A 24,909-nucleotide genomic window follows, 5' to 3' on the forward strand; every position below is an offset into this window, starting at 1 on the left:
TCCAGCAACGGATTCAATAATGGATTACGCATTGGAGGTGTTATGTACATGGCCCCTAAGATCCAAGGAACCATTGTAATCGAAGGTATAGAACTTACCGTAACCAACCCGGACAAGCTGCTATGGCCGGATGCGGGGGTAACCAAAGCCATCTATCTGCAAAAGCTGGCTGCACTTGCCCCTTACCTGCTCACGTACACGCGAGATAGGCTACTCACGACCATACGCTACCCTCACGGGGCTGGAGGAACATTTTTCTATCAAAAGAATGCCCCCGAGCCTGTACCCGAATATGTTCGCACGGAAGTACATGATGGCATCCGATATGTGGTTATGAATGGACTTCCTGAATTGTTGTGGCTTGGCAATCTGGCTGCACTCGAATTCCATCCGTCCCTGCATGTGATTGGAAGCCATCTGCCCTGTGAATGGATGATTGACCTGGACCCCTCGCAGGAACATGAACCCCGGATCATGCAAGCTGCACTCATCGTAGGGGAGACCCTGACCTCCCTTGGTCTACAGTCCATCCCCAAAACTTCAGGAGCCACAGGAGTTCAAATCATCGTGCCGATTGTCCCAGGTGTGACCTTTGATGAATTGCGGGATATTGGTTACTTTGTTGGCAAATATGTCACCCAGAAGCACCCGGATCTGTTCACACTGGAACGACTCAAAAAAGAACGTGGAGACCGAATATACTTTGACTATCTTCAGCATTATGGTGGCAAGACTCTGGCGGCCCCCTATACACCCCGCGCCAAATCAGAAGCAACCGTCTCTACTCCGCTTACCTGGGATGAGGTTCGAAACAACGTCTCGATCAAGGATTACCATCTGATGAACATTATCGAACGCCTGAATGAAATCGGCGATTTGATTGCGGCAGTTAAACCACAACCGATTGAACTGATCCTCAATCACTTGAAGAAAAAATAGCCGACTCCCTCATCACAAGGGTGTCGGCTATTATCGTTCATGCGTACGTTTTATAGCTAATGGATACCTTTTTTCTTGAAACGCCCGCCCTTCACATCATGAATGTTACCGATTGCCACGAAGGCTTGCGGGTCCCAATCTTCAACAATGGTTTTGAGCTTGGCTTCTTCCAAACGGGTGATCACAACAAAGATAATTTTCTTCTCGTCCCCGCTGAATCCGCCCTCTCCATCGAGATACGTCACACCACGGCCAAGACGATCTGTCAGAGCTGAGCCGATATCACGATACTTCTCACTAATGATCCATACTGATTTGGACTGATCCAGTCCTTCATTCACGATATCAATCATCTTCATCGCAATATAATATGCAATCATGGAATACAGGGCATTCGGCCAACCGAAAACAAATCCTGCACCTGCAAAAATAAATACGTTAATGAACAATACGATCTGTCCTACAGACAACGGTGATTTCTCACTAAGCAGGATGGCCACAATCTCTGTACCGTCCAGTGAGCCACCAGACCGAATTACGAGTCCAACACCCACTCCAAGGATCAATCCGCCGAATACAGCTCCGAGCAGCGGCTCTCCCGGTGTTAATGCAGGAACATGGTGCAACAATGATGTCCCGATGGACATGACCACGATCCCCAGCAGTGTGGATAACGCAAATGTTTTACCAATCTGTTTGTAACCCAGAATCAGGAAAGGCAAGTTGAGCACGGTCAGAAATATTCCGAGCGGCAGATGTGTAAGCTCTGACACCATAATTGAAATCCCTGTAATTCCACCATCAATAACACCATTCGGCACGAGAAACACTTCAAGCGACACAGCCATCAGTGCAGCACCCACCAGAATCATTACAATTCGTTGCAGAAGCTTCAATGTAAACACCGAGCTTTTGACCCCGCGGTCAGCTGTCTTGGCTGTTAGTTCTTTCACCGTTACATTGGACATGGTATCCCCCCGTTCAATCAGTGTGTGAATCCATTTTATAAATCATTTAAATACTCAGGGTGAATCTACATATAGAAGAACAAGAAATTGCATTCTACATGTACCCTGGCTATGACGAGCACAAGCATCTAAAGGCGATATAAAATGGATTCAAAATTGTCTTAATCCCTGTCTACACTTTCAAAAGAGAGCAAAAGGGAGCCTGTTTTCCCGCAGACTCCCCTCCTTCGTCAAGACATGATTTATATATCTATTATATCATAAAAGATCAAATTTGAGCAAAATACTTAGCAAAAAGAAGATAAATTCACAAAAAGTGAACTTATCTTCAGAAATCTGCCCTAAATCGGCTATAGAAGCGGAGAAAGCATCCGAGAAAGCATTTCTGCGCCTTTTTGCCATCGTGATCGCTCGTGAAACACCCGTGTATCGATCTGGCTGCACTCCCCGAGATCACGTTCAAAATCGGTGACCAAACGATCAATAGAAGATGTCTCAAACAACACAGCGGTCAATTCGAAATTACAGAAAAAACTGCGCATATCCATATTGGCCGTGCCTACGGTTGCAAGCAGTTCATCCACAATCATCACTTTGGCATGCACAAAACCTTTACGATATTGGAAGAACTGGACGCCTGCACGCAGCAGTTCCTCCACGTATGAGAGTGACGCCAGATGTACCAGTCGAGAGTCGGACTGATAGGGAATAATAATTCTCACATCCACTCCGCTGACAGCAGCCGTTTTGAGGGCTTCGTACAAGGCCGGGTCCGGAATGAAATAGGGTGTGGTAATGTATATTCGCTGACACGCTACCGATATGGCGCCAAAACACATCTCCTGAATGGCATCCCAATCCTGATCCGGCCCACTCGCCAGGATTTGAATTCGTTCTTCACCACTACAGATATGAGGCGGGAACAATTCCGCAAGCTGGGGTTCGGTAATACGCTCGCCGGCAGCAAGCTTCCAGTCATTAAGGAACGTACTTTGCAGAAAGTATACGGCATCTCCTTCAATCTGCACATGTGTATCCCGCCAGAAACCTACCTCCGGATATTGTCCGAGATAATCATCTCCTACATTCATGCCACCCACAAAGCCAACCCGTCCATCCACGACAACAATTTTGCGGTGGTTCCGGTAATTGACTCTACGGTCTACCGTGGCAATCAGTGGCGGCAGAAAGTAATGAAACTCCACGCCCGCATCCTGAAGTTTACGAATAAAGCTCCAGCTCATCTTATGGCTGCCCAGACCGTCACAGATAAACCGAACCTTCACTCCCTCCTGTGCCTTACGAATCATGACATCCTGAAACTTGGTACTGATCACATCATCACGGAAGATATAAAATTCCACATGCAGGTGATGTTTCGCTTTCTCCATTTCCTTCAGCATGGCCCCAAATGCCTCTTCTCCGTTCGTGAGCACCGTACTATGATTGCAACCCGTGATGGGGCTTTCAGACAGATGGGACAACAAATTGAACAAGCGATGCTGATGCTTGAAGCGATTGCCAGGCATCTGTTCCACATCTCCGATGATGTGCGCTTGTTTCCAGATCGTCTCCCTCATTTCCCGAAAGATACGTGATCCGCCCTTGCGAAGTTTTTTCCGTTTGTTATAATCCTGCGCCACGAAATAGTACACCACAAAACCGATCAGTGGTACGCAGAACAAAATAAACAGCCAAGCCACCGCTTTTGCCGGATTACGAAATTCCAGCAAAAGAATCGTGGCCGCCTGAAAAATAAACACGAATAAAATAATAACCAGCCAGAACATTCGGCTTCCTCCTCAGGTGGCAAGCTGCATGACCTTGTCGTTCTTTTTCAATAAACCCAGCTTTGACGATTAAGTCAGCAGCTAATCATAGATACCCAATGTAGACCCTATTCGTAACGTTTGCTTAGATAAAACTTTACATAAGATCACAAATTACATGAGTTGGATCATCTGATTTTCTGTTCAATGGTTGTATATTCTGACTGTGTTACCTTCTACATATGAAGTTATTCATCAAACAGAACAGCATTGTACCACCTAAGCAGATCAATTCCCCTTCCAGACTCTTCCTCTTTTCTTTATGAGAAGGTGGTCTTCTTACGTAAAATTAGATATAATACTCGTTAAAAACTTATTACCTAAAGGAGAAGAGCAGTGAATGGAAAGTGAGAGGTATGCGTTAAATTTAGTATTGGTTGCGTTTTTGATAGGACTTTCGGCTTTTTTTGTTGCAGTGGAGTTCGCTCTGGTACGGGTTCGTCCGAGCCGGATCGACCAAATGATTGCAGAAGGAAACAAACGTGCGCTGGCTGTGAAACAAGCCGTTGCCAATCTGGATGGCTATTTGTCCGCCTGCCAGCTTGGAATCACGATTACCTCTCTGGGACTGGGTTGGCTGGGTGAACCGACGGTAGAGAAGATTCTCCACCCTGTGTTTGAAAGCTTGCAAATTCCTGAGGCGGTGTCTTCATTCTTATCGTTTGTTATTGCGTTTGCTTCCATCACGTATCTGCATGTTGTGGTTGGTGAACTCGCTCCAAAAACGATTGCAATCCGCAAAGCCGAGACTGTCGCACTGCTGACATCTACACCTATCATCTGGTTTAACCGAATTATGTATCCTTTTATCTGGCTGTTAAACGGCTCAGCGAACCAACTGGTGAAACTGTTCGGAATCAAACCTGCTTCTGAACATGAAGATGCACACTCTGAAGAAGAGTTGCAGATCATTATTAATGAAAGTTTTGAAAGTGGTAAAATCAACCAAGCCGAGTTCGGTTATGTAAGCCGGATCTTTGCTTTTGATGAGATGTTAGCCAAAGAAATCATGGTTCCCCGGACCGATATGGTCTGCCTTTATGTGAATAGAACGAACGAGGAAAACCTGGAGATCATTCGTGAAGAGCAATATACCCGTTTTCCAGTCGTCAATGAGAGTAAAGACGATATCATCGGAATCATTAATACGAAGCAATTCTTCCTGGAACTCTACGGAAATGATGAACCTGTCGATTTGTCTTCCCTGATTCAGCCCGTATCTGCTGTTCACGAAACAACTCCTGTGAAGGACTTGCTCAAGAAAATGCAGAAGGATGGAGTACACATCGCCGTGCTGGTCGACGAATATGGAGGAACGTCCGGAATTGTAACCATTGAGGATGTGCTTGAGCAGATCGTTGGTGAGATCCGCGACGAGTTCGACGCAGACGAAGTGGAGGAGATTCAGGTCATCAATGAGAATTATGTCATTATGAATGGCAAGGTTTCCTTATCGAAGGTGAACGACATGTTCATGTCCAACCTGGATGCAGATGAGTGGGACACCATTGGTGGATGGCTCTATAGCCATCGTCCGGAGATGAATGAACAGGAAGAATATGAAATCGAGAATATGACCTTCGTTTTACTGGAAAAAGACAAGAATCGATTCTACAAAGTCGCCGTTGTTCCCAAGGAACCGTTGACCATGTCAGACTACGCAGATGAAGACGAGAACCATTCATAATCTGGACTATCAACATACGGTTACGATTGGAGTTAACTAAAGGGGCTGTCCCATTGTCATGAATAATGACGGGACGCCCCTTTTAATTTCAGCTGCATGATGAACTTATTTTAAAGAAAGCACGTTCTGACCTAATAAAGCCCATTGCTCCGGTGCGTTAGGGCTCCCATCAATCAGATGGTTCTGCTCGATCTTCAACGATCCGATTCTGAATTTTTAGAATCATAATCTTCAGGATCATATACAGCGGAATAACGATAATCATCCCCAGAATATTTCCCAGATCGGCACCCACAAGTAACAGGATAACGGTAGTCAGTGGATGAATATCGAGCTGTTTGCCGTAGACATAAGGTGAGATCAGGTTATCCTGAATTTGCTGTGCAATAATAACGATGACTAGTGACCAGATTGCCATCGAAGGTGATTCGATGAACCCTACAATGACAACAGGAATGGCTGCCAGCAGTGCCCCCACATAAGGGATGAAGTTCAGAATAATCGATACGACGGTTAGCAGCAGCGCATATGGCAATCCAAGGAAGAGAAAACCGATGTACATCAGAATACCCAGGGCTACATTGACAATAACCCGGCCAACGATATAGTTGCTGAGTGCTTCATCGATCTCATGAACGGTCTCTTCTCCATCTTTTCGATAATGTCTGGGCAACAACAAGGTCAGATTCGTTCCGAATTTGCTGCCTTCCTTCAGCATGTAATACAGCATGATCGGGAACGTTGCCAGAATAATGACCAGATTGGATACGACCGAGAATAACCCGGAGATATAATCGGTTACCTGGGTGATCCCTTGGCTCAGATAATCGGATAATCGGGAGAACAGATCGGAATTTTCAGGCAGATAACGGGCAAGGAAACGATTGTTCTCCAGTCCAGCCAACTGATCACTGAGTGAGGCAATCAGAGCAGGCGTGTTCTCTACGAAATTCCATAGTTGTTCCCGCAGAGACGGCCATACCAGTACGCTGAACCCCGCGATCATAAGTCCAATGACCACATAAATAATAAGAACAGACAAGGCTCGCTTCAGCTTATGCCGCTCCATATAATCGACGAGTGGACGGAGCAGATAATAGAAGAAACCTGCAATCAGCAACGGAATAATAATGATATGGATCAGCGATGTGAGAGGGCGGAAAATAAAGTTCACTTTATCTCCCAGATACACGATGAGCAACAGTAAGATGATTGCTGTGCATACGCGGTAGAATTTATTGTTTATCAAAAAACGTGATCCCTCCATGCGCTGCTATGCCAATGCGACTGCGGCGATAATATGTATCTAGCGTTATATAGTATGTACCCTGAAATGAGAGGTATGCCACATCCGAACAAAAAAAAGAAGCAGGCGTTAGCCTGCCACATCTCTTTTGTTGAACACAACCCAGGAAATCACCATGAAAATAACGTAATATACTGCCAGGACGGCAACCGAGAAGCCGAGTGACATTCCTGCACTGGGTCCACCCATCAAACCAAGGTCCGCCGTGGAGTTCATGTATTTGCTAAGATCCATGTTGTTGAACAGAACATACTTGGCCCACTCATAGCGAACCGGATTAAATATGAGTGAGAAGATGCTCTGTGAGAACATAATGAACAGCGATAATCCAATCGCAAGTGCACCTGAACGAAATACGGAAGACACCATAAAGGCAATCGCAAGCGTAATAAACAGATCAACGTACAGATATCCCCATAATGCTAGTGAATTAGCAGCTGAACTGCTGCTTCCTGGCTGAGCGTCCAGCGTGTCATGCGAGAAAAGCATATAGGACATTCCGGTTGCCATTACAATGACAAGCAGTGTACTCAGAATACTGAAGATGATCACGGTCAGGTATTTGGAAGCCAGAATCTTGCTTCGTGACCATGGCCGAATCAGCAACAGCTTAATGGTTCCCCAAGTAAATTCCCCAGCTACCGCTTCCGCTGCAATCACGACACAGAAGATCGTATTCAGAAAGAATACAATTTGTATGGTTGTTACTGCCGCTTGCCAGAACGAAACACCCATGGTTCCCATGCCTTCTCGCAATAACACTGGCATTAACAGTGAGATCAAAGCCAGAATGGCTAACATGATCCAGGTACGGGGACGACGGAAAATTTTCATATTTTCATTTAATATCAAATTACCGAAACTACCCAATGCCTCCACCCCCAGTCACTTGTAAAAATTGTTCTTCCAGGGTGTGAGTCACGTTACGAATACCGTATACCTGAAACCCTTCACTAACCAGCTTGGCATTCATATCCGGAATCTGTTCACGGGACAACCGCAGTACCAGGACATTGCCCTGTACGCTGGCATCCTCAAACAAATCAGCTGCGAGGCCCGCATCATTCACTTCAAAAGCAACTTCGATTAATGCATCCGCCCCCGCTTCAGCCCGAAGATTTCTTACATCAATCAACTTGCCGTTCTGAATAATGGCCACCGTATCACACATCAGTTCCATTTCTGATAACAAATGACTGGATACGAAGACCGTAATGCCTTCCTCTCGGGTGAGCTCACGCAAATAGTCTCTCAGTTCCCGTATGCCCTGTGGGTCCAGTCCATTGGTCGGCTCATCCAGTACAAGCAACTTCGGTTTATGTAATATTGCTTGCGCGACACCCAGACGCTGGCGCATGCCCAGGGAGTAGGTTTTGACTTTATCGTGGATACGGGTTGTAAGCCCCACACGCTCAATCGTTTCCGCAATCCGTTCTTTGGTAACTCCCGGCGACATGCGGGCGAAGTGAACGAGATTCTGGTACCCGGTCAGAAACTTGTACATTTCCGGATTTTCCACAATGGCCCCTACCTGTGCTACTGCTTTCTCAAACTCATTCTTCACACTGTGTCCGGAGATCAAAATGTCACCTTTACTGATGGACATCAATCCAACCATCATTCGAATCGTCGTTGTTTTCCCCGCGCCATTAGGTCCTAAAAAACCAAAAACCTGCCCCGGAGAAATATCCAGAGTCAGGTCGCTGACCAATGATCGGGAGGATATGATCTTGCTGACGCCCTGAATACGGACGACCGGCTCCTGTTGCATTCAATCCCCTCCTTCATGGACGAGCATATATTCATGCCCGTTTCTCATATGAACATAGTGTATCATAATCTTTAGTATATTGTCCCGCAAACTGGGATTTCCCCTGACGTTTCGCCTCTACTACACACGCTTCACAGCATCCAAGCGGCATTTCACTCCGGTAGAATCCGGTGCGAAATACGTGATTGCCTCCATAGCCCTCTTCCTTCATTTCGACAGAGCTTCTAGCGACCGACACAATCATCCCACAACTGACACAGTAAAAGCGGTCCATTTCGATCAATGATATTCCTTCCCCTCACAAGGAGCATTGAAGTCCCTGTTATTTGTCGTTAGAAGCTGAAAATTGATACATTTTGTATCTACCTCGTAATTTACTTGACACCGTGACTAATGTCAAGGCTTTAGAGCCATAAAAACAAGTAAAACAAAAAAAAGCTCTATAAATGCGACAAAAGTCTCGCATTTATAGAGCCTCGTGTTAGGTAAATGATACAATTCGGTTCAAAGTATGGGTGAATATCATTATGACGAAATTCCAGTTTATTACATAATAATACTTGGTCATTCACTGTTGTTGTCATGCGGAGTACCCTCATTCTTCAAATTCGGATAATACCAGAGTAAGGTCCACTCATCCCCATCTTCTACCAGATAACAGGTCTGCACGATAGCGAATTGTCCAAACGTACCCGAAAAGGTCTGAGTGACCCGGATTCTGTAAGCTTCCGAGAATGGCTTCACGCCGCCCACCACCGTTACATCGAACTCACGCTCCGGCTCTTCCATATTCAGTTCAAAGGTTTCCACGCCAAAATGCTGCATGAATATATGTGCTCGGTTCTGTACATATGCACTCTTCGGAAACCGCTCTTTCATCAGGGGATGAAACAACTCCCACGAACTGCCGAAGTCACCCGTCTGCTCATATTTGTAGAACTCTTCGGCAACAGCAGCAGCTTCATCCGGTGCATCTGCCCGAAACATATACGGAATAGTTCTGCCAATCAGCCATAGCAATATCAGAATGAATCCGATGAATAATATCTTTTTGAGTAAATCATTCCGGTTCCTTCTTCGCAGCATGTCAGTCCTCCTTGTCCTACTCCATACTTATGATGGTTAGCAGACAAGTAGAAGCGGGTTCTACTGATAGCATTTCCTGGGAAATCACTTGTTGTGAATGGAAGAGTGCCCTCTCTTACTGATCTTGCGGCTAAGGAACCGAAGCCCTGCATATATGGCAATTCCACAGCATCCGCCGAGCACATCCACTCCGACATCACGTATCGAGCTTGTCCGGTTCGGGCTGAACTGCTGGATATACTCATCAATGGAAGCTATGATAAGCACCAAGGCCAGAGCAGCAACGATACAAGTCATTGAGCGTATTCGCCTGTATTTGAGCCCGCCGTACACAAGCACAGCGAGCACAGCGTACACAAACAGATGCGCACTCTTCCGAAAGATGAATTCTGCAAAATCGTACGGTCTCTGCTTCAGAGAGTAGTCATACTCCCCATAAGTGAATTGCACATCGGGTAGCGTAAAGCCTAATTGCATTTTTTGAGACCACTTATGAAGCCAAGGCTGAATATTCTGCTGCTGATAGGATTGAGTGGACATGGACCAGATCACCAGAACCCAGATCACAACCATCAGTAGCAGAACCATTAGCAATCCATATGTTCTACGTACATATTTTTGTCTCGTACGTGCGGAACCCTCCTCCATCATATTGATCATCACCACTTTCATATCACTTTCTTATCTCTCTCGTTACTTTAAAGATCCAACATATATCCCTCTACCATTCGTACCTACGTATACCTGACCATAGATCTGACGGTCTGCCGCCATAATCTGAGGTTCGTTACCGAGCCCAATACCAGCACCCACAGGACCTATATTATTCCAGGTTACCCCCATATCATCGGAACGGAAGAATCCATTGACGTTATTTACCATGCCATATACATATACGGTTGGCACAGACTTGCCGGGCTGACTTTTTCCAAAGGCAAACAGCTTGGAGTTCTGCACCCCCTGGATCTTGGTAAATGTTGTGCCCGAATTCGTGGATGCATATAGTCCATCCGTTCCCAGACTCACCCACACATGATTGGCAATGCCTGGAGCTGCTTCCACTTTGATGATCCCTGAGCTATCAGGAAGGCGAACAGCATTCGCTTTGTACCAATTGGCTCCTGCATCCGTAGAGCGATACAGATAACCAGCAGCATACATATAGAATTTATATCCATTGATGCGATCCGCAGCCAGCGGATGATTATAGGAGAAGACCATGCTCCCCCAATAGCTTGAAAAGGAGCACCGTTCATATTTTGCCACGTTGATCCCCGATTTGTGCTTCTGACCGGGTTACCGATCTTGGGATAATAGACAATAACGTTTGAGTTTGTGGCCGAATAGGCCACCCTTCCAAGTGTTGAACCTGCCGGAAGGTTTACCGGGGTTACCGTAACTCCATTATTGGAAGAGACGAATAAGCGTGTGGTCGTACCATACCAATCACTGCTTCCCAGAAATATCATGTAGTTTGGATTCGTCTCAAGATAGTCAATACCTACGATTTCCCGCATACCCGCAAGTGGAATTTTATTTAGCGGGGTATCGGTGACATTGTCATGCCTGAATCCGATCTGATCGGTTAAACCACTAAAGAATGAAGCGCCCTGAGGTGGTGTCGAGGCCGTGAGTGCGACAACTTCTTCGTGACCATCCGTAATAGCCTCCCAGGTACTCGCACTTCCAACTATCCCGTTGGTGCCATTAATATTGTCTGTCTTGTACACACCAAACCAGTCTGAAGCATACACTGCTCCCGGATTATGCGGGTCAAACCTGATACTGGATGTTGCTGAGAAAAACATATTGGGGGTCCACCATGACGGTTTGGATACCAGCGTTTTGTTAACCGTAGTCCAACTAAGTCCGCCATTTACGGATCGATACAGTGGCAGATTGTCCCCGCCCGTTCGAACGGCTGCCAGAATGTGATTATCGTTTTTGGGATCGATTGTGATCCCGTAATAGGATGAATAACTGGAACTTGGTGTGATATTCGTCCATTGCACACCATTGAATTTGTAGACTCCCTGATTATCGGTTGTCACATATAAGGTCCCGTTCTTCGCGACAGTCATGCGAGCCGGATATTCGGGACTTCTACCGGTAAGTTGCCATGTTGTCTGCCCATTGCTTCTTGGCGCTTTGCTATATACCCCAATGCCTCGCACCCCGGCATACACAACCTGACCTTGCTTGGTCACAGGGTTTAATCCATAGGCTACACTGCGTATGCCCTCACCTGACAACCCGTTTGGTACATCCCACACCTTGCTCCACGTTGCCGCACCGTCACTTGAGGTATATAAACCATCATACCTCGTGCCTACATGCAGATAGTTGGAGTTGGTTGGATTAACAGCGATGTTCTCTCCCATGGCTCGATGAATATTTCCATTCGATTCATTCCGAAGATTGAGTCCGGTTCGAACCCAGGTTTCTCCCCGATCTGTTGATTTCAGAATATCGTTTGGCCCGGCATTACCGTATTTCCCCGCAGCAATGTAGACCACATTGGGGTTTTGCTGGTCGAGCGCAATGCCGTCCACACCATACAGATTGCTGTCCTCATCCCCAAAATGATCAAGCAACGGCATCCAATCTCCCGATGCTGCATCCAATCGGTAGGCTCCACCAACGTCAGTTCGAGCGTAAACCAGATCAGGTTCAGTTGGATGAATAACAACGCCTGTAACGTACCCCCACCACCAATAGGCATATTTTTCCATTGATAACTTTGGGCTGATTGAACAACGTTTGTACTTGCAGGTATCATGAGCATATACATAAGTAGCACAATCATGGACAACTTCAATAGCCTGGAGATACGCATCTGGTTCACCGCCCTATCCTGTCATCTTGTATTCATTTTTCAATCATTTCAAGTGATTTTCAATCATCTGATGTATTCTGTCTCGTTCCGATTGTTCCACCATGTAGTAATAGATCCCATCTATTTTCTTGCCTGTGCCTTTGATCTCAACGGATTCAATGTGATCCAGCACCGGGCGATATTTGGAGAACATCTGCTTCATTTCGTCGAAAGTGACATCGGTTCTTACGTGAGCACTGACTTCATCCAGTAACGTCTCCAGTTGCAACACATTGGATACCTGCACCGTACTTTTCAGCACCTGTTTGATAATCTCCCGTTGACGGTCATTCCGTCCAAGATCTCCTTTCGGATCCTCATAGCGCATCCGTGAGAACCCCAAGGCTGCTGCACCATCCAGATGAATCACGCCCTGTTCGAACTGATAACCCTCATAGTCAAAAGCAAACGGATTATTCACGTCCACGCCGCCCACCATGTCGATGATCTGTGCAAACCCCTCCATATTCACTTTCATGTAGTAATGTATGGGAACATCCAGTAATTGTTCCACCGTTTGCACAGACATGTTAACACCGCCAAAGGCATACGCATGGTTGATCTTGTCTTCCGTACCATGGCCCACAATACTGGTTCGGGTATCCCGGGGAATGTTAAACATGAGCACAGACTTTTTCGCAGGATTGACACTCAGTACAATCATGGTGTCAGAGCGGCCCCGATCGTTGGAGCGCTCATCCACACCCAGGATCAAAGCATTGAAAGGCTCTTCATTCTCCATGTCCACAGGGAAGTCTCCGCCTCCCCTCTGGTCCACAATGGATACCTGTTTGATCGGTTCCCGAGGTTCGTACATTTGATCCGCCGCTGATTTAACATGCAGATACAGATACACAGAATATCCAATCGTAACGACTGCAACAAGGGAGATGACCCCTAATGAAATTTTAATCCCCAGTTTCATGGTATGGACCTCCGTCAGATGACTGCCGTTTTTCTTCCATCTATATTGGTTAAACCCGGACGACCGACGGAGTAGTATTGGAAGGACGTGTCTTTGATCTGTTCTTCTTCATAGATGTTTCTTCCATCAATCAGGATGGGTTGATTCATATGAGCTGCCAAATCGGTCAGATTAACCTCCATGAACTCTTTCCACTCCGTCAGGACGCAGAGCGCATCAGCACCTTCCGCTGCGTTCATTGCACGCTCTTCCCATGTGATGGATGGAGAATCCACCTCTTTGCGGAAGTTATCGGTAGCAATAGGGTCATACGCCCGTATCACTGCCCCCTGCTCAAGCAGACGCTGAATGATCTCAATCGCAGGAGCATCCCGAACATCATCTGTATCCGGTTTGAAGGCAAGCCCCCAGATTGCGATCTCTTTCCCTTCCAATGAGCCCAGTGCATCTTCCAGTTTGCGGATGACGTTAAAGCGTTGATCCTTGTTCACTTCCACCACAGATTTCAGCAGTTTGAAGTCATAATCCACATTACCCGCAATTTGAATCAGAGCTTGAGTATCCTTAGGGAAACAGGAACCTCCGTAACCAATGCCTGCCTTGAGAAAGGAGGCACCGATACGTCGGTCATATCCCATGCCTTCAGCCACTCGGCTGACATCAGCTCCTACTTTTTCACAAATGTTAGAGATTTCGTTGATAAATGAAATTTTGGTTGCCAGAAAAGCATTGGATGCATATTTAATCATTTCAGCCGAGCGAATATCCGTCACAATAATCTGATCCGTTAATGGCTGATGCAGCTCCTTCAGGGTGGCAACCGCTCTATCACTGTGTGTACCAATGACTATTCGGTCAGGATAGAGCGTGTCTTGTACCGCTGTGCCTTCACGAAGGAACTCGGGTACCGATGCCATGTCGAACGGTTGCGTCGTCAGACTGCCGATCCATTCCTGAATGCGATCATTGGTTCCGACAGGAACAGTGCTTTTAGTCATTATTATTTTATAATTATCCATATAAGAACCGATTTCTCGCGCAACCAGCTCAATATAACTCAGATTCGCTTCGCCGTTAGGCAGTGACGGTGTTCCTACAGCGATGATAATGATATCAGATCGACTGATGGCATCCTGAATGTTGGTGGTGAAAGACAGCCGGCCGGCCTTCATGTTGGAATTCATAATTTCCTTGAGACCCGGCTCATAGATCGGCACATGACCATCTGTCAGCAGGGCTACTTTTTCCACATTATTGTCGACACAAATCACGTTATTACCAAGTTCCGAAAAACATACGCCCGATACCAGACCTACATACCCTGTGCCAATCACCGTAATATTCATTCCATAATCTCCCCCATATCCTAATGTGTTGGTTACGCGTGTTTCACATATGTCTGAACAATATCCTGCCATTCGGTAGATACTCGAACGATATCTTCCTCGATCAGCTGACTGCCGATCTGTACTTCAATGATCTCCAGTTCAGTAACCGCTCTGACGGAATGAAGCATGCTTCGATCAATAATCACCGTATCTCCCTGGCTGATCGTTCGACGCTGGCCATTCAGAATCAATTCCCCTGTTCCCGATACAACCGTCCATACTTCATTGCGGAGCAGATGATATTGATAACTCAGGTTCTTCCCGGCGCTAATGCAGATTCGTTTGGTAAGTACCTCGCCGCCAGCTTCATTTCTCGTATAATCTAATACCCGGTAGCACCCCCATCGGCGCTCCTCATACATGGGGCGTTGATCCTCGTTTTTCACAATCTCTTTGATCCGTGGACTGGCTTCTTTGTCACTGACCAGAATGCCATCTGGACTCACAGCCACCACCACACCCGACAACCCCAGAACGGCAACCGGAATATTCAGTTCATTGATCAGGTGTGTATTGTGAGAATCTTCTGTAATCCATCCTTTTCCTACAACAGCAGTTCCCATCTCTTCGGTGAGGGTGTTCCAGGTTCCAAGATCTTTCCAGAACCCCTTGTAAGGAATGGTAATCACCTGATTCGCCTTCTCAACAACCTGGTAATCAAAACTGATTTTCTCCAATCGCCCATACTGTTTCAGCATCTCGTCGTACTGAATGGGCAGCTCCATCTCAATGAGCAAATTGATCAAATACTCCAGCTTAAAAGCAAAAACCCCGCAATTCCATAATGCAGCCTGCTCAATCATAAGGGCCGCATCGGATTCGCAGGGTTTCTCCTGAAACTTCGCTACATGAACGTATTCGTTGCTACTTTCACTGGAAGATGCAGATTGCGGAATGATATATCCATACTTCTCTGACGGATAGGTCGGTACCACTCCCATTAATGCCAGATCGGCGCCTGACTTATCGAGCATCTCTGGCAAGGTGGCCAGAACCTCGAAGAACTCCTTTTCAACAAAAGGATCTACTGGCAGTACAGCAACCGTCTCACTCAGACTCACGCTCTCCACCGAATACAGATAGGAAGCAGCGAGTGCAATAGCAGGGAACGTATCTCTGCGCTCCGGTTCCACGACCAATCTCACATCGTCTCCAAGCTGTGAAGTCAGAATCTCCACTTGTGGCAGGCTGGTTGCAATCAATGCCTGAGTTGCAATCCCGGCATCATTCAATTGCCGCCATACCCGCTGTACCATCGATTCCGGGTCTCCCTCGGGTCCATGAAGCACTTTAAGAAATTGCTTGGATCTTGAATCGTTGGATAACGGCCAGAGACGCTTGCCCGAACCACCGGATAACAAAATACTTCTCATAGGGCTGCTCCATCCGAGAGCACAACCGCCCCAGATCCTTTACCGGCCTTGGTTGGTTGGTTATATGGGCTGGTCTGACCGGACTCCAGTCTGCCTACCGGATTGATCCGCGTCCAGGCTGCATAATAATTCGAGTTCTTGCCATACGAATTGTCCAGCAGGATGTTCGGTTGATCGAGAAGACAAGCCAGAATATGTCCATGCAGACGAGATGTCGTGATGGTCTTGTATTTATTGAATTCCTTTATGGCCGTATGTACCATCCGATCAGAGTATTTGTACCACAACCAACGTGCGAAAGAATTGCCTTTTCCCGATTTCAACCGCGATGAAATCATACGAATGATCTTGCGGTCTATCCGGTTGTACAATGTCTCCCAGTCTTTAAACGTGGCCTTGGGCCCACTGACGGATTCGTAATGTACTTGATTCTGGGTCTTCTCAATGTCTTTACGGAAGAAGTACAACATCTCCGCATTAGGCTTGCTCTTGGACTTCAGAGGCCACAACTGATGAGCCATATCCGGGGAAAGGTACACATTCGTTTGTTGAAACTCTTTGCTGGCTATCTCATAAGATAACGTATCACGGACAAAAAAGTGTACATCCTTATGACGGTTGAATACCTGGGCTGTTTTCTTCAATTCAATATCACTTTTGTAAAACATCGTCTGCGGCAGAATGACTATTCGGTGATTCGGATGCTGGGCAATCATTCGTTCTCTCAATTTCTGATGAGCCGGATACAGGTCACCAAAGTTACCTCCGCCGTGTAATACAATGGTGATGCCTTCTGGAACCTTGAGGGACAAAGGGCAATCCAGAATGCTGTATCTAGCACGTACATGAATATCATTGTCCCGGAAGAAAGCTTCCGTACCTTTCATAATCAACAAGTCTCCACCATTGCTGTGAACCGGGTAATCCAGATAATAGATCTCTGTACGCGGTGGAATGACTTTCAGAATCTGACGTAGATGTCCCTTCAACTCTTCCATGGGATGAATATTGTTAGTGCCCAGCATCTCCATCTCCTCCTTGGGTAACTCTTTTTCTTTTTTTGTTTAACCGTTCATAGAGAAACGTTAGATCTTCCTTGTCATAGAACATGGCGGCGAACTTCACCTTGAACACGATTTTCATCGCAGCCACCGTAACGACCATTCGCACAATGGAACCAACGAGCAGTGCAATCGCAATACCGTTAAGCCCCCACAGCGGAGTGAACACAAAGAACAAGGCCACAGTAACGGATAAAGCAATCAACTGTCTGATCATCACCAGCCCCGGCCGGCCAAGCGCATTAAATGCGGACGCCAGAATCCAGGAGCCACCACCAATAATGCATTCAACAGCCAAGATATAAAATGCCACACTCGCTTCCAGAAACTCGGAGCCGAACAGAATTCCCATCAGGTAATTCCCTACAAACATGGTCGGTATAACAATGATCATCATGACCATAAGCGAGATGCGGAAGGCTCTGCCGACCGTTCCAATAATCTGCTCTTGGGGTAACCCGGTCACCTTGGGAAAAACCACATTGCTGATTGCCGTCTGGACCGCATTATAGATCCGGGATAACGCAAAGACGACAGAATATAGTCCGAAATCACGCGGGGTGAGCAAAGCCAAAATAATGATTTTGTCAAACTGGGTATAGATCGTACCTAACAATTCAACGCCATATACTTTGGTTCCATAACCGAAAAGCTTCTTCGCAGAACTCCGGTCGACCCGGTCCTTGAACCACCTCAGTCTCAATTCATTGCGGTTGGCATAGATAGCCCACCCCACGACCGAGAAGCTGGTCACAAAATAAATGGCAGCTGCAAGCTGTATGCTAAGCATACCCAGACCCCATAACACAAAAAGCCCGCCTACATTAAACAGGGGGATCATTAGCCGAATGCCATTATATACAGCGAATTTCTCTCGACTCTGCGAGAGAGCTGATATGAGATTGATAACGATGAGTACGGGAACTGTAGCAATCGTATACCATCTGGAGATCTGGACGACCTCGGGCGGAAAGCTGGAGAGCCAGAAGGGTAATCCAAACCAGGCGACAATACCGATGATGATGCACACCGGAACTTGAAAGAGAAAGCTTAGCCGGACATACTGGGCACTCTTCTCGCTCGCACTTTGTTTAATGTTATAGATGATGGAAGTGGGCAGTCCGAACCCGACCAATCCGGTAAGAAGCGCAGGCCAGAACAGGATGGCCGAGAATGCGCCTTTCCCTTCTACTCCGAACATGCGTGACGTCAAAATGGAAGACAGCATCGTCAATGTCATAACCAGCAGATTGGTTCCGCTGGTCTGCAATATGGCACTCATTAAGCCGTTTCCTCTGAATACTTTGCGAAGTGCAACTTGCGCCATAGCGATCCTCATCCCTTACTGTTTTGACGAAGCGATCCGACGATCATGCCGTTTCTGTAACATACTTTGGCAAGCTGACGTGTGAATCGATCTGCATTATAAATATAGATTAGCGCTGTCGTGATTCCCTGTGCGAGCTTAATTCCATGTTTGGCCGTACGCACCACACCACGATCCTGATCGCGGACGGCATCACTGACACCCTGCCAGTAGATTCGGCGGAGAAACCAGTTCTTTGTGGTTCGTTCCTTCGCTACTTTATGTTGTACAGCTCCGTAAGGCGTGTAATACACCTTGAACTTGGTCCGTATTCTCGCAATCAGCTCACTCTCTTCACTGGAGAGCAGATTGTTGCCCACCCTTCCAAGATCTTCACGAAAGGGAGCCAGTTGATCAAAGACGGATAAACGAAAAGCTACATTGGCACCAAACGGAATGTACGGACTCTTCATTTCAGTTACGTCTTCCGCAAAATCCAGAATGGTGAATAGCGACCTGTTCTCCGGTGGAATCCACATCGGCTCAGGCACTTCCCAGATCGGATCAATCTTGCCGCCAACACATCCGATGCTATCGCTCCGCTCAAACACGCTCACGATCTCGCGAATCCAGTCCCTGCACGCAAAGGCGTCATCATCAAGAAACAGGATATACTGGCCGCGCGCCTCTTGAATGGCCCGATTGCGGGCTACAGACAGCCCCTGCTTTTCTTCCAGCACGTACCGGATAGCGTAATTCTCATGCTGCTGTATCGTTTCCAGAACCACTTCCCGGGTGTTGTCTTTGGAATTGTTATCGATGAGAATAATCTCATAGTCAGTACTTGGGTAATTCTGTTGTATTACACTCCGTATGGCCTCTACCGCATCATGAACACGATTATACGTACAGATCGCGACGGTTACCTTCATCATTTCATCCCCATATCCTTGAATTAGGTCCACTCTTTCATCTGCACTAGCTGGAGTACAACATAAGTGTCCTTTGGGCAATCACAGGCCAATCCAGCCGCTCCAGCGCTTTGACAAAACCACTGCCTTCCTCGAACTCCGATTGCTTCAACCGGATCATATTCATCGCTTTGAGTAACCCGTCCGGGTCCGATGGTTCATAGAGGACTGCACAATCTTCAGGAAGGTATTCCTCCAGCAAGCCAATCCGTGGTGCCACAACCGGTTTGCAGAAGGTTAACGCCAGAATGGCACTGCCAGAAGTGGCAATCTGCTTATATGGAAGAATGATGGAATCGACAGCATCAAAATAATCCGAATATTCATCATCTTCGATAAAATGAAAATGGGTATGAATATGCCCACTATTAAGGAAGTCATCATCGAGATCATAATCTTTCACCTTTTTGCCGGCGATCAACAGATGGACCTGATCGGATTGCAGATCCTTGAATGCCTCCAGCAAATCATCAACACCCTTGTACGGAGAAACCTGGCCGAAGAACGCATACACATAACTGTCTTCCGGGATGCCGAATCGGGAGCGGATATTCACACCCTTCCCCTGGTATACCCCCTTGTAATGCCCATGCGGAATAATCTCGATCCTGCTCGAATCAATTCCGAACGTCGAACAGATCTCGGAGATCAGGGGTTTGCCCATTACGATCAGCTTCGAGCAATGGTTGACCAGAATTTTTCTCATCCAGTAATCAAATCGGGTCTTGCCGCTATTGTGCGGCCAAATATTATGCACGGTCCAGAACAGTTTGGCACCGCGGATACGAGCAAAACAAATCATCAACACATACAATATCGATTTGATCACGGTAGACAGTACGGATGAACCTCTGTAATAGAAGCTGGGCCAGTGAAAATGGAGCACATCGTTCTTTTTAAGTCGGATCAGATCTTTTTTGGTAAACTGCTTCACTTCCCATCCCTTATTCTCAATGGAGTCGGATAACAGTTCGTTGAATTTATTATTCTCAATCATCTTGGGCAGCATATATACCGTTGGATTTCCCATCCAGCACCTCTTACTTTAGTTTCATTCGCACAGGGTCCTCCGCATACGTCCCAACCGCACGTCTCGCATGGAATCGCATCAGAAAGCCCTGTATCATGATTTTGGTATTGCGCTTGAGTAGCACCCAATCTTTCCACCAGGGGTATAGTGACAGTGCCTTTTTCAAATACACGTTGTTGCGCAGCGTATTTCGGGACCATTCCAACATTCGATAATGATGTAATTGGCGGCGCTTCTGTTCCTTGGACATGTCGTTGTAGTATTTCAAAATAATTTTGCGCTGGCCTTTGTACTTAGCCGTTGTAGAGGTTGAAATTCGCGGGCCGCTATGGATGTTAATATCCACCAGCGGTTCTTTGACGTTCACGGCAATGTAGCCCCGTTTCAGAATCCGCAGATAAAAGTCGTAATCCTGGGCGGATGTCAGATTCTCATCGAATCGAACTTCACGGGCAAGCGAGGTGAGTACCATAATCTTGGACGTTTCCCCGATCCAGTTAAAGGTCAGCAGATCCTCATAACGGATCACATCACGAGACTCCACTGACAATTTCCGTTTGACCACCTGCTGCTGCTCATTCGTATAGGCCAGATATTTGCTGCAAAAGGTGAACGATTCCTGCGTCTGCTCCAGTACTTCCGACTGGACTTTTATTTTATCAGCCATCCACTCATCGTCATCATCCAGAAACGCTATATACTTGCCATTAGCTTGGGTTATGCCCATATTCCGCGCATGATTGGCTCCTTTGGGATAAGGAACCCGGATGTACCGGATGCGTGAATCTTTCCGAGCCCAGGCCTGACAGACCTCCGGTGTCTCGTCCTCCGAACCGTCATCCACAATGAAAATCTCCAGATACGGATGAGTCTGTTCAAGCACACTTTTCAAAGCATTTTTCAATAACCCGGCCCGGTTATGGGTCGTAATGATGCAAGATACCAAGGGGTTCATTTCATCACCTTTTCCTGTTTTACTCGAATTTCACTAGGATACCTTCATTTGAAGTGCATCATATATTCCCGACAATCTGCCCATCAGAAGATTAATATCAAACCTGGCGGATATAATCTCCCTGTTATGTGAACCCATTCTTACTCTAAGCTCTTCATCCGTGATGAGATACTCCAGCGCCGATGTCAGCCCGTGCACATCTCCCGGCTCGATTAACAGCCCATTATGACCGGATGTAATCACTTCGGGATGCCTCCGACGGTGGTCGATATAATGGGCAAGCCACAATTCATTGCTTCGAGTATGGCCATAGGTAATCCCTCATGATAAGAAGGCAAGACCAGAAGATCTGCTTCCTGCATCAGCTTTTCCTTTTGCTCTCCGTTAATCCAGCCGAGTACGTTGACACAATCCTGTATTTCATACTGCTGTACGAGCGCTTGGACTTCATGCACTTCACCATCACCTGCCAGATTGAATGTGGCTGTAACGCCTAATGCTTTCAATTGCTGGATGGACTGAAGCAGATCGTAGACTCCTTTTCGTTCACCCAATCTGCCCATGAACAGAGCATTAACCGCAGGTTGCTGTGTCCTCGGGAACGGTTCTTTAACGAAAACCCCGTTATAGAGCACCTCAATGGCAGTCTCCGAGACGATGGTAGCGAAATACTCTTTCCACGTTTCCGATAAGACAATCAACTTGTCAGCCTGGTTCAAAATATAGTGACAATACTTGCGCTGCAAGGGAAACTTGTTATAGAACTCATCAAAGCTGGCCGCATGAATATGCAAAATGACGGACTTCCGAAATAACTTTCTTGCCGTCAGCAGAAACAGTGACTTTCGATAGAAACTCCCGTTGTTCGCCATATGAATATGCACGATATCCGGCTTGAACGTGTACAGCTTCATCCAGAATTGCAGGAACCCTTTTATAAAAATAAGCAGGCGTGAGAACACGCTGCCCGTGATATACGTTTCGACCCGTTGCATGGGATACAATTCCGAGATGGAAGAATCCTCAATGTTTTTGATTACACTGACAATGCCGCCCATATCCTTCAAGGATGATCCAACAACCAATACTTTTGGTTTCATGATAGACTCCTTTTTTTCATGGTTAATCCTTTAGAATGAAATAGCTCTTATCATGCATGTTCAACCGCCTATAGACTGTTCACGTAATTTTTAATGGATAAGATCAGATCCGATTCTTTTCTCACATACGGCTGGAACGTTAGTTCTTCTATGCAAGGGACCAGCTTTTGCAGATCTGCCCGACTCTCCGCAACCGCCACATAGCCATTGTCCTGAAAAACCTTGGAGATCTCAAGCTGATGATCATCCACATGTTCGCCCCATTCTTTCCGCCGCGGAACGACAATCACCGGCTTGCCCCGTTCGAGACAATTCGTGATGGAGCCAACACCCGCATGCGTGATAACACATCGACTGCGCTCCACATAATCATTCATCTCTTCCTGGGTCAGAAAAGGAATGGCTGTGAAATTATGCGGCTGAACCTCCGTGTAACCGGATTGGACAACTACCTCTTCTTGAATGATTCCAGCCTCAATTGCCTCATCAATCAGTTCAAACATACGATTGAACGGAAAACGCTGGGTTCCAACGATCGCAAATATCAAAATAAAGCCCCCCTGTATTTCGCATTGGGATAGCTATCCTGCAACGTTTCCCATTGGATGAAGAACTCATCCGAGATTTTGTACATCAATCTTCCGGTCGCGCTGGAGGAGTAGATTTTGGCATAACTTTCAATATAGATGAGCTTGGCCCCGAAGATCTTGCCGATCAGGCAAAACGGATAGGTGGCTCCCGCCCCAGTCGTAATGATCACTTTCGGACGCTCACGCAGGTATAGAAAGAACGATTTGATAATGTTAGCTACAAAGATCAGCAGGAACATCGCATTCTTTCGCTCTTGCTGCATCAGAAAGTATACTTTGCCTTTACCCTGATCTGTATATGATGTTCTGCTTTTGTTCTTCTCGGTAATCAGAAAATAATCATGTTCTTCAACCGCAGGAATGATTTTGGTTAATTCATCAAAATGACCGCCTGTGGAACTGATCAAACAGACTTTCATGTTCTAATCTCCTTTGAAAAGGATGCTTCCTTCCCCGTAACATACAATGCGTTCAGGAAGATACAGAATGGAGCAATCAGATGAACCGTCGACAAGGTATTGTCAAAAAAGGAATACGTCAGGAAACCGACGATCATGCCAGCAAAATACAATCGGATCATGCCGTCCAGCCGGAGGTACACTGCCCGGAACACCAGAAAAAGTGAAAGGAATAACAGAATGGCTCCAACCAACCCGCCATCATAATAAAAGCGAATATATTCATTATGCGGAACAACAAAGCCAGAAAAGATACTTCCATCATTCGCTACGAGGGTTGAGCCGAGGCCACGTCCAAATATCGGATACTCATTCGCTTTGCCAATAAAATAATTCCAAGCTACATCTCTTCCCGATAAGCCCTTGCTCTCTGACCTCATCTCATAATTGTCCCATTGCGCAATGACCATATAGGCCACAGCGCCAACAAATAAAATGAGAGGAATGGTGGCACTCACCCTGCCTTTAATGAAGGCTTTCAACTGATCAAACAGATAGACCAGAATAATCGGAATCAACGCGATAAGTGGTCCCCTAGTTCCCGTCTGGACCAGAATGACCAGATGCGTCAAGGTAAGCATGTAATACAGAACAACTTGATGACCTTGCTTGATCTGAATCAGACAGACGCAGATCGAGATAAAACACAGCATGGCCAGATGCGCGGCGATGTTAGCTCCCTGTAATCGGGTTACTCCCGACATCTCCAGGTTGGTAATGGACAATATGCCTGCCATCTGAAGTACGTAACCACCGGCAAGACTGAACAGCGGCAGCCATGCAAGCAGACGTATGATTCGTTGACTGATCTCTCGTGAAAAGTGAGGCATCAGCAACAAAAATGGAACAACTACTCCCAGAAAGGCCTTGAATGGATCGAGCGGACTAACCTTATTGGGCAGATCAGACAGGAAATAACTCTCCACAAATAAAAAACCAATCGCCAGTGCAGGATATATCAGATCTTTTCGAATACCAAAGCGTAAAAAAAGAGAGATGACAAAACCCAGAATCGCCAGCTTGTAGAAGGAGAGCGAATCCAGTCCCGCCAGATGAATGCTAAATATCTTATCAATGGACAATGAAAAACTTACAATGAGAATCATGAAGATCCAGCTGGGCTGTTTAATATAGACGCCCAGCAGAATCACAGACAGGAGTGCAACAACCGAGATTAGCGGAAGATAGATTGCTGCGAAGACAATGACCAGTGAAAACAGAATGATATTAAACGACTTCATGTTCCATGCAGCAAGTATACCGGTCTTTTGCATATCTGCTAGGCCACCTC

25 protein-coding genes are annotated in these 24,909 nt (G+C 46.5%); 2 read left to right on the plus strand and 23 right to left on the minus strand.

Features of this window, described 5'->3' with window-relative positions; translation table 11 throughout:
• Positions 1-48 precede the first annotated feature (48 nt).
• Positions 49-939 (plus strand): non-homologous end-joining DNA ligase, encoded by an 891-nt coding sequence (ligD, locus tag C0Q44_RS16200; RefSeq protein WP_105408290.1) that lies wholly within the window; start codon positions 49-51, stop codon positions 937-939.
• A 56-nt stretch (positions 940-995) separates the two neighbouring features.
• Here the strand turns inward: ligD and C0Q44_RS16205 are convergent, their stop codons facing one another.
• A complete protein-coding gene (locus C0Q44_RS16205) occupies positions 996-1,907 on the minus strand; it encodes a YitT family protein (protein WP_181151027.1) in 912 nt (303 codons plus the stop codon).
• 350 nt (positions 1,908-2,257) lie between these two features.
• Positions 2,258-3,697, minus strand: a complete 1,440-nt coding sequence (cls, locus tag C0Q44_RS16210; protein ID WP_105408291.1) for a cardiolipin synthase — start codon at positions 3,695-3,697, stop codon at positions 2,258-2,260.
• A 379-nt stretch (positions 3,698-4,076) separates the two neighbouring features.
• Between cls and C0Q44_RS16215 the strand changes: the two genes are divergently transcribed.
• Entirely contained in the window at positions 4,077-5,423 is a 1,347-nt protein-coding gene (locus tag C0Q44_RS16215) for a hemolysin family protein (RefSeq protein WP_105408292.1), read from the plus strand.
• A 169-nt stretch (positions 5,424-5,592) separates the two neighbouring features.
• Here the strand turns inward: C0Q44_RS16215 and C0Q44_RS16220 are convergent, their stop codons facing one another.
• The 21 genes from C0Q44_RS16220 to C0Q44_RS16315 all read right to left on the minus strand — a co-directional run bounded on the left by C0Q44_RS16220 (position 5,593) and on the right by C0Q44_RS16315 (position 24,892).
• On the minus strand, positions 5,593-6,672 hold the full coding sequence (locus C0Q44_RS16220; RefSeq protein ID WP_258166363.1) for an AI-2E family transporter: 1,080 nt from the start codon (positions 6,670-6,672) through the stop codon (positions 5,593-5,595).
• A gap of 126 nt (positions 6,673-6,798) precedes the next feature.
• The gene (locus tag C0Q44_RS16225; RefSeq protein ID WP_105408294.1) at positions 6,799-7,599 is read right to left on the minus strand and encodes an ABC transporter permease; all 801 of its coding nucleotides are present in this window, start codon (positions 7,597-7,599) and stop codon (positions 6,799-6,801) included.
• Positions 7,592-8,500 carry an ABC transporter ATP-binding protein gene (locus tag C0Q44_RS16230; protein WP_105408295.1) on the minus strand — a complete coding sequence of 303 codons (909 nt, stop codon included), beginning with the start codon at positions 8,498-8,500 and terminating at the stop codon, positions 7,592-7,594. Before C0Q44_RS16230 ends, C0Q44_RS16225 begins: the two co-directional genes overlap by 8 nt.
• 31 nt (positions 8,501-8,531) lie before the next feature.
• Positions 8,532-8,711: a hypothetical protein gene (locus C0Q44_RS16235; protein WP_181151028.1), complete on the minus strand. Its 180-nt coding sequence runs from the start codon at positions 8,709-8,711 to the stop codon at positions 8,532-8,534.
• Positions 8,712-9,064: 353 nt separating this feature from the next.
• Complete coding sequence (locus tag C0Q44_RS16240) at positions 9,065-9,586, minus strand: hypothetical protein (RefSeq protein ID WP_105408297.1); 522 nt, start codon at positions 9,584-9,586, stop codon at positions 9,065-9,067.
• Positions 9,587-9,670: 84 nt separating this feature from the next.
• A complete protein-coding gene (locus tag C0Q44_RS16245; RefSeq protein WP_105408298.1) occupies positions 9,671-10,258 on the minus strand; it encodes a VanZ family protein in 588 nt (195 codons plus the stop codon).
• Positions 10,259-10,279: 21 nt separating this feature from the next.
• Positions 10,280-10,612 (minus strand): beta propeller repeat protein, encoded by a 333-nt coding sequence (locus tag C0Q44_RS16250; protein ID WP_181151029.1) that lies wholly within the window; start codon positions 10,610-10,612, stop codon positions 10,280-10,282.
• Positions 10,609-12,318, minus strand: coding sequence for a WD40/YVTN/BNR-like repeat-containing protein (locus tag C0Q44_RS16255; RefSeq protein ID WP_146113462.1), 1,710 nt, complete (start codon positions 12,316-12,318; stop codon positions 10,609-10,611). Before C0Q44_RS16255 ends, C0Q44_RS16250 begins: the two co-directional genes overlap by 4 nt.
• 147 nt (positions 12,319-12,465) lie before the next feature.
• A complete protein-coding gene (locus C0Q44_RS16260; protein WP_105408301.1) occupies positions 12,466-13,386 on the minus strand; it encodes an LCP family glycopolymer transferase in 921 nt (306 codons plus the stop codon).
• A 14-nt stretch (positions 13,387-13,400) separates the two neighbouring features.
• Positions 13,401-14,732 (minus strand): UDP-glucose dehydrogenase family protein, encoded by a 1,332-nt coding sequence (locus C0Q44_RS16265; RefSeq protein WP_105408302.1) that lies wholly within the window; start codon positions 14,730-14,732, stop codon positions 13,401-13,403.
• A 32-nt stretch (positions 14,733-14,764) separates the two neighbouring features.
• A complete protein-coding gene (locus C0Q44_RS16270) occupies positions 14,765-16,147 on the minus strand; it encodes a sugar phosphate nucleotidyltransferase (RefSeq protein WP_105408303.1) in 1,383 nt (460 codons plus the stop codon).
• The gene (locus C0Q44_RS16275; RefSeq protein ID WP_105408304.1) at positions 16,144-17,172 is read right to left on the minus strand and encodes a polysaccharide pyruvyl transferase family protein; all 1,029 of its coding nucleotides are present in this window, start codon (positions 17,170-17,172) and stop codon (positions 16,144-16,146) included. The genes C0Q44_RS16270 and C0Q44_RS16275 overlap by 4 nt, the downstream gene beginning before the upstream one ends.
• A complete protein-coding gene (locus tag C0Q44_RS16280; protein ID WP_105408305.1) occupies positions 17,159-18,535 on the minus strand; it encodes a lipopolysaccharide biosynthesis protein in 1,377 nt (458 codons plus the stop codon). The genes C0Q44_RS16275 and C0Q44_RS16280 overlap by 14 nt, the downstream gene beginning before the upstream one ends.
• 8 nt (positions 18,536-18,543) lie before the next feature.
• Complete coding sequence (locus C0Q44_RS16285; protein WP_258166364.1) at positions 18,544-19,449, minus strand: glycosyltransferase; 906 nt, start codon at positions 19,447-19,449, stop codon at positions 18,544-18,546.
• Between the two features lie 43 nt (positions 19,450-19,492).
• Positions 19,493-20,515: a glycosyltransferase gene (locus C0Q44_RS16290; protein WP_105408307.1), complete on the minus strand. Its 1,023-nt coding sequence runs from the start codon at positions 20,513-20,515 to the stop codon at positions 19,493-19,495.
• A 10-nt stretch (positions 20,516-20,525) separates the two neighbouring features.
• Positions 20,526-21,470, minus strand: a complete 945-nt coding sequence (locus tag C0Q44_RS16295; RefSeq protein WP_105408308.1) for a glycosyltransferase family 2 protein — start codon at positions 21,468-21,470, stop codon at positions 20,526-20,528.
• A gap of 33 nt (positions 21,471-21,503) precedes the next feature.
• Positions 21,504-21,713, minus strand: a complete 210-nt coding sequence (locus tag C0Q44_RS31050; protein ID WP_258166365.1) for a glycosyltransferase — start codon at positions 21,711-21,713, stop codon at positions 21,504-21,506.
• A complete protein-coding gene (locus C0Q44_RS16300) occupies positions 21,710-22,570 on the minus strand; it encodes a glycosyltransferase family 4 protein (RefSeq protein ID WP_258166366.1) in 861 nt (286 codons plus the stop codon). Before C0Q44_RS16300 ends, C0Q44_RS31050 begins: the two co-directional genes overlap by 4 nt.
• 68 nt (positions 22,571-22,638) lie before the next feature.
• Positions 22,639-23,118: a PssE/Cps14G family polysaccharide biosynthesis glycosyltransferase gene (gene pssE / locus C0Q44_RS16305; RefSeq protein WP_105408309.1), complete on the minus strand. Its 480-nt coding sequence runs from the start codon at positions 23,116-23,118 to the stop codon at positions 22,639-22,641.
• Positions 23,115-23,579 carry a PssD/Cps14F family polysaccharide biosynthesis glycosyltransferase gene (gene pssD / locus C0Q44_RS16310; RefSeq protein WP_105408310.1) on the minus strand — a complete coding sequence of 155 codons (465 nt, stop codon included), beginning with the start codon at positions 23,577-23,579 and terminating at the stop codon, positions 23,115-23,117. The genes pssE and pssD overlap by 4 nt, the downstream gene beginning before the upstream one ends.
• Complete coding sequence (locus C0Q44_RS16315; protein WP_105408311.1) at positions 23,576-24,892, minus strand: O-antigen ligase family protein; 1,317 nt, start codon at positions 24,890-24,892, stop codon at positions 23,576-23,578. Before C0Q44_RS16315 ends, pssD begins: the two co-directional genes overlap by 4 nt.
• Positions 24,893-24,909: the final 17 nt, after the last annotated feature.

Source organism: Paenibacillus sp. PCH8 (assembly GCF_002968835.1).
GTDB lineage: Bacteria > Bacillota > Bacilli > Paenibacillales > Paenibacillaceae > Paenibacillus.